The sequence below is a fragment of the uncultured Paracoccus sp. genome (assembly GCF_937873615.1).
Classification (GTDB): Bacteria; Pseudomonadota; Alphaproteobacteria; order Rhodobacterales; family Rhodobacteraceae; genus Paracoccus.
This window is the reverse complement of sequence record NZ_CALMYP010000017.1, coordinates 1-12,662: the sequence shown is the minus strand read 5'-3', so window position 1 is coordinate 12,662 and position 12,662 is coordinate 1. Positions and strand designations below refer to the sequence as shown.

The following is a 12,662-nucleotide window of genomic DNA, read 5'->3' as shown; positions in this document are numbered from 1 at the left end:
ACGGTGCGCGTCCGCCCGGCCCGGCTTCTTATCCCTTGCTGGGCGTTGCGCCATTCGCCCCTTGCGGTGCTGCGGCTTTAACCTCGGGCTTCGCATCCTTTGCCGCTTCCGGCGCGGCCTTTTTCACGGTCTTCTGTGCAGTTTCCCCGCGCGGCTTTTCCGCCTCTGTCGCAGCCTGCGGCGGCTTGCTGGCATCGAGGATATGCGACATGCCATGCACGACATGGCTGGCCTGTCCGACGATCAGCGGATCGGGCGGCGTGGCAACAGAGGGGTCCTTGCCGGGATAATCCAGCGTCGACAGGAAATGCCGCATGCAGTTCAGCCGCGCCCGCTTCTTGTCGTTCGACTTCACGATGACCCAGGGCGCGTCGGCGGTGTCGGTATAGAAGAACATCGCCTCTTTCGCCTCGGTATATTCGTCCCATTTCCCCAGCGATGCCTTGTCGATCGGGCTCAGCTTCCACTGCTTCAGCGGATCGGTCTCGCGCGCCTTGAAGCGGCGGCGCTGCTCCTCGCGGGTAACCGAGAACCAGTATTTGTAAAGCCGGATGCCCGAACGGGCCAGCATCCGTTCGAATTCCGGCGCCTGGCGCATGAATTCCAGATATTCCGAAGGGGTGCAGAAGCCCATCACCCGCTCGACCCCGGCGCGGTTATACCAGCTGCGATCATAGAAGGTCATTTCGCCCGAGGTCGGCAGATGGTTGATATAGCGCTGGAAGTACCATTGCCCGCGCTCTTCGTCGGTGGGCTTGTTCAGCGCCACGACCCGGGCAAAACGCGGGTTGAGATGTTCGTTGAAGCGCTTGATGGTGCCGCCCTTGCCGGCGGCATCGCGACCCTCGAAGAGGATGACGAATTTCTGCCCGGTCTCCTGCGCCCATTTCTGCACCTTCAGAAGTTCGGCCTGAAGCTTCGCCTTCTCGATCTCGTAGCCCTTGCGGGCGATGCGGCGGGCATAGGGATATTTGCCGCTCTCGAAGGCCGCGCGCACCTGATCCGGGGTTACGGTCGGAAAGCGCCTGGGGCCAGCACCTTCGGCCCCCTTCGGCGCGGCAGGTTCGGAGAGAACGGCATGGTTCGGGCTGTCATCAGGCATCGCATTTCCCTTTCAATCTTCAATAAACCGAATGAGCATAACAGACATATAACTGTCACACCTTGCGCTGGATCAAGTCATTCCCGCTTTTCCGCGACAAGATACCGCCCTAACCTGCCCGAAAACCAAGCGGAGTCCCCTATGCTGACCATTCACGGCGTCACCCGGTCGCGCGCCTCGCGCATCATCTGGCTCTGCCACGAGATCGGCCTGCCCTTCAAACAGGTGCCGGTGATTCAGGCCTATCGCCTTGCCGATCCCGACGCGTCGGGTGCCGCCCTGAACACGCATTCGCCGTCTTTCCTGAAGCTCTCGCCCGCAGGTGCCATCCCGGTGATCGAGGATGACGGGCTGGTGCTGACCGAATCCTATGCCATCAACCTCTATCTCGGGCGCAAGCACGGCGCGCCGCTCGGCCCCAAGGATGAAGCCGAAGACGCGCTGATGTCGCAATGGTGTTTCTATGCCGCCACCGCGGTCGAGCCGGACGCGCTGACGCTGCTGTTCCTGCATGGCCGCGGCCAGGCCCAGTCGGGTGAGGACCAGGCCCTGATCGCCAATGCCGCCGAACGTCTGGTCCGACCGTTCCGCGTGATCGAGGATCATCTGGCCCGGCATGGCTATCTGGTCGGCGCCCGCTTCACATTGGCCGATATCGCCATGGCCGAAACCATCCGCTATGCGCAGGGCTATGGTCCGCTGATGGAACAGTTCCCGGCCCTGCATCAGTGGCTGGCGGATGCGCAGGCCCGCCCGGCCTTCCAGAAGATGTGGGAGGCGCGGCTGGCCGAACCGGAATGACATTGAAATATAAACTGAAATGTGCAATATAATGGTGATCTGAAAGGACGCACCATGACCCGTCTGCTGACCAACCATATCTGCACCATGACCGAACTGCGCGAGCCGCATAAGGTGCTGGAACGCTCTGGCGGCAAGCCGGTGGCGATCCTGAAAAATTCGCAACTGGTCGGCTATCTGGTCCCGGAGGAGGCGACGGGCGACGGCGACCATCGCGCGCTGTCGCGCGACGAGGTGCAGGCATTGCTGGATGAAAGCCGGGCTGCGGCGCAGCCGGTGCTCGATTATCTGCAAGACAAATAATCATGTTCACCCTGACCGCAGACACGGTCGAGCAGATTCATGACGATCTGATCGGCCCCGGCGAGTTGGCAGGCCGCGCCCGCGACAAGTCGCTGGAGGCGGCACTTGCGCGGGTCGAGAACCGCCTTGCCTATGGCATGATTGCCGATGTCTGCGATCTTGCCGCTGCCTATGCAATGGCAATATCCCGGGGGCATTGCTTCAATGATGGCAACAAGCGCACGGCCTTCCGCTCCATGCAGATATGTCTGCTGGCAAACGGGATTCGTCTTCGTTTCGAGACGGAAGAAGTCGGCCAGAAGATCATCGCCCTCGCCCAGGGGCAGATCGACGATGGCGATCTGGCGGATTGGCTGCGCGCCCATCCCTGACCGCTATCACTTGCGGCATCCGTCCGGGAAACCGCAAACCCTTGCCCCGAACCGGCCCTTCATGAGATAACCGGCAAAACCGATAAAACGAGCAGCACATGGCCGACGATCTCTTTCCGACCACGCAGGACGATACCAGCTATTCCGCCGCCTCGATCGAGGTGCTGGAAGGGCTGGAACCGGTCCGCAAGCGCCCCGGCATGTATATCGGCGGCACCGACGAACGAGCGCTGCATCACCTGGTCGCGGAAATCCTCGACAACTCGATGGACGAGGCCGTCGCCGGCCATGCCAGCCGGATCGAGGTCGAACTGCTGGCCGATTACAGCGTCGTGATCCGCGACAACGGTCGCGGCATTCCCATCGACCCGCACCCCAAATTCCCCGGCAAATCGGCGCTGGAGGTGATCCTGTGCACGCTCCATGCCGGCGGCAAGTTCTCGGGCGATGCCTATCAGACCTCGGGCGGGTTGCACGGGGTCGGCGCCTCGGTCGTCAACGCGCTGTCGGACAGCATGGTCGTGCAGGTGGCGCGCAACAAGGAACTGTTCGAGCAGTGCTTTTCGCGCGGGATCCCGCTTGGTCCGGTCGAAAAGATCGGTGCTGCCCCGAACCGGCGCGGCACCACCGTGACCTTCCATGCCGACGAACAGATCTTCGGCCATCACCGCTTCAAACCAGCGCGGCTGCTGAAGATGGTGAAATCCAAGGGCTATCTGTTCTCGGGCGTAGAAATCCGCTGGAAATCGGAAATCGACGACGGCGAAACCCCGGTCGAGGCCACCTTCCACTTCCCCGGCGGCCTTGCCGATTACCTGACTGAGACTCTGGGCGGCGTCACCACCTATGCCGAGCGTCCCTTCGCCGGCAATGTCGAGTTTCAGGGCCGTTTCGGCGTGCCCGGCAAGGTCGACTGGGCGATCAACTGGACGCCCTCGCGCGACGGGTTCATCCAGTCCTATTGTAACACCGTGCCGACGCCCGAGGGCGGCACCCATGAGGCCGGCTTCTGGTCGGCGATCCTGAAGGGCGTGCGTGCCTATGGCGAGTTGGCGAATAACAAGAAGGCCGCCCAGATCACCCGCGAGGACCTGCTGACCGGCGGCTGTGCGCTGGTTTCCTGCTTCATCCGCGAGCCCGAATTCGTCGGCCAGACCAAGGACCGGCTGGCCACGGTCGAGGCGCAGCGACTGGTCGAAGGCGCGGTGCGCGACCATTTCGACAACTGGCTGGCGGCGGATCCGAAATCGGCCGGCGCGATCCTCGATTTCCTGATCCTGCGGGCCGAGGAACGCCTGCGCCGCCGGCAGGAAAAGGAAACCCAGCGCAAGACCGCCACCCAGAAGCTGCGCCTGCCCGGCAAGCTGGTCGACTGTTCGGCCAAGAACCGGTCGGGGACCGAGCTTTTCATCGTCGAGGGCGACTCGGCCGGGGGCTCGGCCAAGCAGGCGCGCGACCGCAATACCCAGGCGCTTCTGCCGCTGAAGGGCAAGATACTGAACGTGCTCGGCGCGGCCTCCGGCAAGCTCGGGTCGAACCAGGAGATCAACGATCTCTGCCAGGCGCTCGGCGTCGGCATGGGGACGAAATTCAACGTCGACGATCTGCGCTACGACAAGATCATCATCATGACCGATGCCGATGTCGACGGCGCCCATATCGCCAGCCTGCTGATGACCTTCTTCTTCACCCAGATGCGACCGCTGATCGACAAGGGGCATCTCTATCTCGCCTGCCCGCCGCTCTATCGGCTGACGCAGGGGGCCGAGCGCGTCTATGTCGCCGACGATGCCGAAAAGGAACGGCTGCTGGAAAAGGGCTTTGGCGGGCGCGGCAAGATCGACGTGCAGCGCTTCAAGGGTCTGGGCGAGATGGATGCCAAGGACCTGAAGGACACGACGATGAACCCGGCCTCGCGCAAGCTGATCCGGGTCACCATCGACGAGGACGCAGCCGGCGAGACCGGCGATCTGGTCGAGCGCCTGATGGGCAAGAAGCCCGAACTGCGCTTCGAATATATTCAGGAAAACGCCCGCTTCGCGGAAGAGGACATGCTGGACCTGTAAGGTCGGGCCTTACCGCCAACCCCGAATGGCCCGTGTGTGACCGATCGGGTCCCTGATCGCCGTTGTCGTCGGCGGGCAGCAGCTAATGGTATCTGGCTCAGACTGCAAGCCGATCAGGACGCAAGCGCTTCGGCATCATCGGAAACGCTGCGCAGAACCTCGTCCAGCCAATCCGCATCGGCCTTGGCAAAGTCAGACAGGACATAAGGCGAAACGAGTTCCTTTTGGCCGGGATGGCCGATGCCCATGCGCACTCGGCGGTAATCGGCACCGATATGCTGGTGGATCGAGCGCAGCCCATTATGCCCGGCATGGCCGCCCCCGGTCTTCTGCCGGCATTTGCCGGGCGCGAGGTCCAGTTCATCATGCAGCACGATCACGTCGGCAGGTTCGAGCTTGAGATAACGCATCGCCTCGCCAACCGACTGGCCAGAGAGGTTCATGAAGGTCTGAGGTTTCAGAAGGATAACGCGCTCCGTCCCCAGTCGGCCTTCGGACACGACGCCCTGAAAGCGTGCCCGCCAGGGCGGAAATCCGTGATCGGCAGCGATCCGGTCGACGGCCATGAAGCCGATATTATGGCGGTTCCCGGCATATTTCGCGCCCGGATTGCCCAGCCCGACGATCAGTTTCATGACTCTTCCTTCGTCCCATTCAGTTCAAATGCGCTGCATCCCTTGCGGATGAGATCGGGCGTTACTAAGACTCTGTCAACCTTCGACAGGTAGAACACCGCCCTTGGGTCTCGAATCGGACCGTATCACGACAGGGCAAAGACAATCGGGCAGGGAAGACGAATGAGCGATCCGGCAGAATTCTACATGAACACGCTTGTCCCCATGGTGGTCGAACAGACCTCGCGCGGGGAACGGGCCTATGACATCTTTTCGCGGCTGCTGAAGGAACGGATCATCTTCGTCTCCGGCCCCGTCCATGACGGCATGTCGACGCTGATCTGCGCCCAGCTTCTGTTCCTTGAGGCGGAGAATCCGTCCAAGGAAATTTCCATGTATATCAACAGCCCCGGCGGGGTGGTGACGGCGGGTCTGTCGATCTACGACACCATGCAATATATCCGGCCGCGGGTTTCGACGCTGGTGGTAGGGCAGGCGGCCTCTATGGGCTCGCTGCTGCTTTGCGCGGGCGAGAAGGGGCAGCGTCATTCGCTGCCGAACAGCCGCATCATGGTTCACCAGCCCTCGGGCGGGTTCCAGGGCCAGGCGACCGATATCCTGATCCATGCGCGCGAGACCGAGAAGCTGAAGCGCCGCCTGAACGAGATCTATGTCCATCACACCGGCCAGTCGCTGAAGGATGTCGAAGAAGCGCTGGAACGCGACCGCTTCATGTCCCCCGAGGAGGCGAAGGACTGGGGCCTGATCGACGAGGTTCTGGCCCCGCGCGGCAAGGCCGAGCCGGAGAAGAAATGATCCGCCCCCGGCCCGGTGCCGGTGCGGATTGGGGATTGAGACCGGGGGCGGGCGCCCCTAACATGGGCCAAGGCCCAAAGACGGGGCCCTGCGGATATTCCGCCGAGGACGTAAGGACGTAGCATGGCGAACGAGACCGACAGCAAGAACACGCTCTATTGCAGCTTTTGCGGCAAGAGCCAGCACGAGGTCCGCAAGCTGATCGCCGGCCCGACCGTGTTCATCTGCGACGAATGTGTCGAGCTGTGCATGGACATCATCCGCGAGGAAACCAAATCCTCGGGGCTGAAATCCGGCGAGGGCGTGCCGACGCCGAAGGAAATCTGCGCCGTTCTGGACGATTACGTCATCGGCCAGGAGCGGGCGAAGCGGGTCCTCTCGGTGGCGGTGCACAACCACTACAAGCGGCTGAACCACGGCTCGAAATCCGATATCGAACTGGCGAAATCGAACATCCTGCTGATCGGCCCGACCGGCTGCGGCAAGACCCTGCTGGCGCAGACGCTGGCGCGGATCCTCGATGTGCCCTTCACCATGGCCGATGCGACCACCCTGACCGAGGCCGGTTATGTGGGCGAGGATGTCGAGAACATCATCCTGAAACTGCTGCAGGCTTCGGAATACAATGTCGAACGCGCGCAGCGCGGCATCGTCTATATCGACGAGGTCGACAAGATCACCCGCAAGTCCGACAACCCCTCGATCACCCGCGACGTGTCCGGGGAAGGGGTGCAGCAGGCGCTGCTGAAGATCATGGAAGGCACGGTGGCCAGCGTGCCGCCGCAGGGCGGGCGCAAGCATCCGCAGCAGGAATTCCTGCAGGTCGACACGACGAATATCCTGTTCGTCTGCGGTGGAGCCTTTGCCGGGCTGGACCGGATCATCTCGCAGCGCAACAAGGGCACGGCGATGGGCTTCGGTGCCGAGGTCAAGGAAAACGACGATCGCGGCGTGGGCGAGGTCTTCATGGACCTGGAGCCCGAGGACCTGCTGAAATTCGGCCTGATCCCGGAATTCGTCGGCCGCCTGCCGGTGATCGCGACGCTGACCGATCTGGACGAGGAGGCGCTGATCATCATCCTGACCAAGCCGAAGAACGCCTTGGTCAAGCAGTATCAGCGGCTTTTCGATCTGGAAGGCGTGAAGCTGACCTTTACCGAGGATGCCCTGACCGCCATCGCCCGGCGCGCCATCAAGCGCAAGACCGGCGCGCGCGGGCTGCGCTCGATCATGGAGGATATCCTGCTGGATACCATGTTCGACCTGCCCGGCATGGAAAGCGTCGAGGAGGTCGTGGTGAACGAGGAAGCGGTCGACAATGCCTCGGCAAAGCCGCTGATCATCCATGCCGACGCGAAGAAGGAAAGCGCCAAGACCGCCGTCTGATCTGCGTCTTTCGCATTGCACCCAAAGGCCCGGACCTGCGCCGGGCCTTTGTCGTTTCCGGCGTGAGGGATGCGGGCTTCGGCACGGGAGGCATGGCGCCGCCCGGCGAAGCCGGACCATCCGCGATGCCGGCCCCCGCCATGGAAGCTGCCGCATCCGCCCACGTCTCCGTTCGGGACTTACGCCGGGGGCGCAGGCCGATTAGACAGGGCGGAACCGATCCGCGACCGCATGGAGGGGCCGCATGAAACTCGCGCTGCCGTTCTGCCTTCTTTCGCTGGCGCTGCCTGCCGCCGCCGACCCGTTCGAGGATTTCGGCACGGCGATGAAATACGGGTTGCCGCTGGCCGCCGCCGTCTGTGCCGTCGATCAGGACCGGGCTGAGGATTTTGCCATCCGTGGCGTCCTGCAGGCAGCGATCGTGCTCGGCATGAAACATTATTTCGACGGCCAGCCGATCTCGCGCCGGCCCTCGGGCGAGGGCGAGGGGTTCCCCTCCGGTCATACGGCGGCGGCCTTTTTCGGCGCCTCGGATCTGGCCGGAAAATGCTTCGACGATCAGCCCGAGGCCGGCGCGCTCGCCTATGGCGCCGCCGGCCTGACCGGATGGAGCCGGGTCCATGCCGGCGAACATACGTCGCAGCAGGTCTGGGCCGGCGCGCTGATCGGCTTCAGCCTCGGCGCGGCGGATTTCGGCATCGGCACCGACGGCGCGTCGTTCAGCGTCGGGCTGAAATTCTAGACTTTACCCGGCAGGCCAACTGTCGATCTCGGCCGCGACCAGGTCCTGCAATTGCCAGATATAGGCGTCGTGGATGCCGGCGGCCTCAAGCCCCTCGGCAGTGCGCAGCAGGTATTCGCAGCCCGATCCCGCCACCCCATTGGCACGCGACAGAAGCCGCGCCTGCTCCTCGACCGGCAGCCGGGTCAGGGGAATATCGACCGGATCGGCATAGAAGGTCAGCGCTTCAAAGCGGCCCTCTGCGGTCTCGACCTCGATCCAGCGGGCATTGGCGGCCAGTTCGCGCGCGACCAGTTCCCGCTTGAGCACGGCGCGCAGCGAGTCGCGCTCGGTCCCCCGCGCGATGTCGAGGATCAGCCCCTCGCAACTGCCCCCGGATGCCAGCGCCAGCATCAGGCCCGGCTGTTCGGGCGAACCGCGAAAGTGATCGAGGGGAATGCTGAACTGGCGGTGCCAGCCCGGCGCGGTGGCGCGCCGGCGGTCCGAGACCGCAAAACCCGGGTTCCAGATCAGCGAGCCATAGGCGAAGATCGGGACGGGTTTGCCGCGCTGCCGGGTCAGATCATCCGCGAGTTGATCGAGCTCGTCATCTTCCAGCATATGCCAGTCATCGCGATAGCGCGGGCCATCCACGATTCGCGTCGCGCGGGCAACATGGGCTTCCGTCAGGCGAAGGGTGGGTGCTTTCATGGCGGGGTTGGGTCCTTCGCCGTCAATGGGTCGTCCAGCGGCACCGAATTACATCGTCCACCCGCGACGGATAGCGGCCGCGATCCGGCGGCACAAGCCAGCAGATGTGGCACGATGTCACATCCAGGGCGTATAACGCAGCGTCGCCATATGCAAAGGTTTACATATTATCCCAATTGTATGTATGGCCGCTCATTCAGATTATGTCCGGCGGCAATAGCGGCTGCAACGCATTCGCTCAGCCTGTCGGGGTGAAAAGTGAGTGCGGGATATGATCAATACGACCACCTGGGCCTGGATTGGCGGCAGCCTTGGAAGCAATATCACCACCGCTGCGCTGACCGGCACGACCGTGCCGCTTGGTGGCCTGACCGACATCACCTGGCATGATGTCGGTAACGACGGCAAGATCAAGGATACCGACACGCCGATCAATGCACCGCCTGTGGGCGAGGGGGTGACCGTTGGCGGCACCTTCCATCAGGTCGCACAATTCACCATCTGGGACGCGGCATTGCTGCTGAAGGATGGCACTGACGTGGCGGTAAAGCTGCATGTCTATCGGCTGGACGACGGCACGCTTTATTATCGCCTGCCGGATTCCGAGATCGCCACCCTTCAGGGTATGGGCTATTCGCGGGCCAAGATCGCGTCAATTACGCTGGACACGATGACGAGCACGGATACCGTGTTCGAGGATATGGTCGTTGTCAATAATGACGACGCCTATCCCTGTTTCACCGCCGGCACGATGATCCGCACCCTGATTGGCGAAGTGCCGGTCGAGGATCTGGCCCCCGGCGACCTGATCCTGACCCAGGATCATGGGCCTCAGGAATTGCGCTGGATCGGGCAGCGTCGGCTTTACGATCTGCACCAGAAACGGGTGCCGATCCGCATCGAGGCCGGCGCGCTTGGCAATGGCCTGCCCGAGGCCGATCTGCTGGTCTCGCCGCAGCACCGGATGCTGGTTCGTTCAAAGATCGCGATGCGCATGTTCGGCGCGCCGGAAGTGCTGGTCGCGGCCATTCACCTGACCGGGATCGAGGGGATTTCTCCTGCGACTGATCTTACAGGCGTGACCTATGTCCATCTGCTGTTCGACCGGCACGAGGTGATCTTCGCCAACGGTGCGCCGACTGAATCGCTTTATACCGGGGTAGAGGCGCTGAAATCGCTGCCAGCTGCCGCGCATGAAGAGATCTTTGCCCTGTTCCCCGAACTCGCCGAGCCGCCGCTGGAACTTCCCGCAGCCCGTCTGCTCGTGAAGGGCCCGCGCGCGCGCCGTCTGGCGAGACGCCATACCGCGAATATCAAGCCGGTGCTGGTAAATTGAACGGCCCGATCGGCTCTGATCGGTAGACGTCCCTCGGCGGTATCTTGGTGTCAAAGACGGTCGTGACGGATACGGTCACAGCCGGGTTCTATGCTGCTATCTTGGTTGTGGTCGTGGAAGCCTGTGGCGGCGCGCCTGGCAATGAGGTTCGATTGATCCTGCCGGCTCGGACGAAGCCCTTCGTCTGACAACTCGGGTATGTCGACCTTATCGGTGGCTGCCTGTTTTTTCAGCGCTTCGCCTGAATGCGCGTCTTCCTGTCGCGACCTCTCGCATCTTCATAATTTTACCGTTTGGTAAAAATCAAAACCCGTGCCATCCTGATCGCAGCCACCGCATATCGGGAGCCAGCCGTGACAAACTCGACCCTTACCCCCGGACTCGCCGCCGCCAGACTGTCTGCCGAGGCGATCTCGGCGGGATTTTCCGATCACACCCCGCCGCTCGACCCGCACGAGGCCGCCGTGGCCGCGGATCGCTGCTATTTCTGCCATGACGCCCCCTGTGTGGAGGCCTGTCCAACCGGCATCGACATCCCGCTGTTCATCCGCCAGATCGCCACCGGCACGCCCGAGGCGGCGGCGGAAACGATCCTGAGCGCGAATATCCTTGGCGGCATGTGCGCCCGTGTCTGCCCGACCGAGACACTTTGCGAAGGCGCCTGCGTGCGCGAAACGGCTGAGGGCAAGCCGGTCGAGATCGGCCGGTTGCAGCGCCATGCGACCGATGTGGCGATGCAGGCCGCGCAGCCATTTGCGCGGGCGGCGGCCTCGGGCAGGCGCGTGGCCGTGGTCGGTGCCGGGCCGGCGGGTCTGGCCTGCGCGCATCGGCTGGCTATGCGCGGCCATGATGTGACCGTCTTCGAGGCCCGGCCCAAGCCCGGCGGTCTGAACGAATTCGGCATTGCCGCCTATAAGGCGACAGGGGGTTTTGCCGCGCGCGAAGTCGACTGGTTGCTCGGCATCGGCGGCATCGCGCTGGAATGCGGCAAGGCGCTTGGCCGCGAGGTGACGCTGGCGGCGCTGCAATCGGATTTCGACGCGGTGTTTCTGGGCGTTGGTCTGGGCGATGTGAACGATCCGGGGCTAGGGGCCGAGAACGGTGTCCTGCGCGATGCGGTCGATTTCATCGCCGAATTGCGGCAGTGCGGGGATCTGTCCACCCTGCCGGTCGGCCGCGACGTGGTGGTGATCGGCGGCGGCATGACGGCGGTGGATGCCGCCGTTCAATCGCGCCTGCTGGGGGCCGAGAACGTGACCATCGTCTATCGGCGCGATCAGGCGCGGATGTCGGCCTCGCATCACGAACAGGACCACGCGACGGGTGCCGGCGTGCGCATCCGCACCAATGCCGCCCCGGTCGCGATCCATCGGGGCGCGCAGGGTGCCGAGATCGAATTCGCCTATACCGAGGATGGACCCGGCGGGCTGAAGAAACTGCCCGAGACCTTCCGGCTCAGGGCCGATCAGGTGCTGTCGGCCATCGGGCAGAAGCTGGCGCTGACGCCCGAAGGGCTGCTGCTGGAAGGCGGCAAGATCGCGGTGACGGGACCGGGGCGAACCTCGGTTGCCGGGATCTGGGCCGGCGGCGACTGCACCGGCGAAGGCGAGGACCTGACCGTGACCGCCGTCGCCCAGGGCCGCGACGCGGCCGAGGATATCCACGCGCATCTGATGGGGGAACACCATGGCTGATCTGCGTTCGAATTTCGTCGGAATCAAATCTCCGAACCCGTTCTGGCTGGCCTCGGCCCCGCCGACCGACAAGGAATACAATGTCCGCCGCGCCTATGAGGCCGGCTGGGGCGGCGTGGTCTGGAAGACGCTCGGTGCCGAAGGCCCGCCGGTGGTGAACGTGAACGGCCCGCGCTACGGCGCCGTTCATGGCGCCGACCGGCGGGTGCTGGGGTTGAACAATATCGAACTCATCACCGATCGCCCGCTGGAGGTGAACCTGCGCGAGATCAAGCAGGTCAAGCGCGACTATCCCGATCGCGCCCTTGTCATCAGCCTGATGGTTCCGTGTGATGAGGAAAGCTGGAAATCCATCCTCGCCGCCATCGAGGATACCGGTGCCGACGGGGTCGAACTCAATTTCGGCTGCCCCCACGGGATGAGCGAGCGCGGCATGGGCGCGGCGGTGGGTCAGGTGCCGGAATATATCGAGATGGTGACCCGCTGGGTGAAGCAATATTCGCGCATGCCCTGCATCGTGAAGCTGACCCCGAATATCGCCGATATCCGCAAACCGGCCGAGGCCGCGAAGCGCGGCGGCGCCGATGCGGTCAGCCTGATCAACACCATCAATTCCATCACCTCGGTCGATCTCGACCTGTTCGCGCCCGAGCCCACCATCGACGGCAAGGGCGCGCATGGCGGCTATTGCGGACCGGCGGTGAAGCCCATCGCGCTGAACATGGTGGCCGAGATCGCGCG

At 63.5% G+C, this 12,662-nt stretch carries 12 protein-coding genes and 1 pseudogene; 10 read left to right on the top strand and 3 right to left on the bottom strand.

What is annotated here, in order from left to right:
* Positions 1 to 28: 28 nt before the first annotated feature.
* On the bottom strand, positions 29 to 1,102 hold the full coding sequence (gene ppk2, locus Q0330_RS05055) for a polyphosphate kinase 2 (protein ID WP_299475401.1): 1,074 nt from the start codon (positions 1,100 to 1,102) through the stop codon (positions 29 to 31).
* Between the two features lie 141 nt (positions 1,103 to 1,243).
* On the opposite strand from ppk2, the gene Q0330_RS05050 reads away from it, so the two are divergent.
* From Q0330_RS05050 to parE, 4 genes are all read left to right on the top strand, one after another.
* The gene (locus tag Q0330_RS05050) at positions 1,244 to 1,903 is read left to right on the top strand and encodes a glutathione S-transferase family protein (protein ID WP_299475398.1); all 660 of its coding nucleotides are present in this window, start codon (positions 1,244 to 1,246) and stop codon (positions 1,901 to 1,903) included.
* Between the two features lie 54 nt (positions 1,904 to 1,957).
* Positions 1,958 to 2,206 (top strand): hypothetical protein, encoded by a 249-nt coding sequence (locus Q0330_RS05045; protein WP_299475395.1) that lies wholly within the window; start codon positions 1,958 to 1,960, stop codon positions 2,204 to 2,206.
* 2 nt (positions 2,207 to 2,208) lie between these two features.
* Complete coding sequence (locus tag Q0330_RS05040) at positions 2,209 to 2,577, top strand: type II toxin-antitoxin system death-on-curing family toxin (protein ID WP_299475392.1); 369 nt, start codon at positions 2,209 to 2,211, stop codon at positions 2,575 to 2,577.
* 98 nt (positions 2,578 to 2,675) lie between these two features.
* A complete protein-coding gene (gene parE / locus Q0330_RS05035; RefSeq protein WP_299475389.1) occupies positions 2,676 to 4,643 on the top strand; it encodes a DNA topoisomerase IV subunit B in 1,968 nt (655 codons plus the stop codon).
* A gap of 119 nt (positions 4,644 to 4,762) precedes the next feature.
* Here the strand turns inward: parE and pth are convergent.
* A pseudogene (gene pth, locus Q0330_RS05030) lies at positions 4,763 to 5,278 on the bottom strand (aminoacyl-tRNA hydrolase); the annotation flags it as partial.
* A 162-nt stretch (positions 5,279 to 5,440) separates the two neighbouring features.
* Between pth and Q0330_RS05025 the strand changes: the two are divergent.
* From Q0330_RS05025 to Q0330_RS05015, 3 genes are all read left to right on the top strand, one after another.
* Entirely contained in the window at positions 5,441 to 6,073 is a 633-nt protein-coding gene (locus Q0330_RS05025; RefSeq protein WP_299475386.1) for an ATP-dependent Clp protease proteolytic subunit, read from the top strand.
* 123 nt (positions 6,074 to 6,196) lie between these two features.
* Entirely contained in the window at positions 6,197 to 7,459 is a 1,263-nt protein-coding gene (gene clpX / locus Q0330_RS05020) for an ATP-dependent Clp protease ATP-binding subunit ClpX (protein WP_299475383.1), read from the top strand.
* A 244-nt stretch (positions 7,460 to 7,703) separates the two neighbouring features.
* Complete coding sequence (locus tag Q0330_RS05015) at positions 7,704 to 8,201, top strand: phosphatase PAP2 family protein (RefSeq protein ID WP_299475380.1); 498 nt, start codon at positions 7,704 to 7,706, stop codon at positions 8,199 to 8,201.
* 3 nt (positions 8,202 to 8,204) lie between these two features.
* On the opposite strand, the gene Q0330_RS05010 is transcribed toward Q0330_RS05015, so the two are convergent.
* Positions 8,205 to 8,891 carry a gamma-glutamylcyclotransferase gene (locus Q0330_RS05010; RefSeq protein WP_299475377.1) on the bottom strand — a complete coding sequence of 229 codons (687 nt, stop codon included), beginning with the start codon at positions 8,889 to 8,891 and terminating at the stop codon, positions 8,205 to 8,207.
* 271 nt (positions 8,892 to 9,162) lie between these two features.
* On the opposite strand from Q0330_RS05010, the gene Q0330_RS05005 reads away from it, so the two are divergent.
* The 3 genes from Q0330_RS05005 to preA all read left to right on the top strand — a co-directional run.
* Positions 9,163 to 10,227 carry a Hint domain-containing protein gene (locus Q0330_RS05005; protein ID WP_299475374.1) on the top strand — a complete coding sequence of 355 codons (1,065 nt, stop codon included), beginning with the start codon at positions 9,163 to 9,165 and terminating at the stop codon, positions 10,225 to 10,227.
* Positions 10,228 to 10,580: 353 nt separating this feature from the next.
* Entirely contained in the window at positions 10,581 to 11,921 is a 1,341-nt protein-coding gene (locus tag Q0330_RS05000) for an NAD(P)-dependent oxidoreductase (protein WP_299475371.1), read from the top strand.
* On the top strand, positions 11,914 to 12,662 hold a 749-nt coding region (gene preA, locus Q0330_RS04995; RefSeq protein WP_299475368.1), incomplete at its 3' end, for an NAD-dependent dihydropyrimidine dehydrogenase subunit PreA. The genes Q0330_RS05000 and preA, both read left to right, overlap by 8 nt.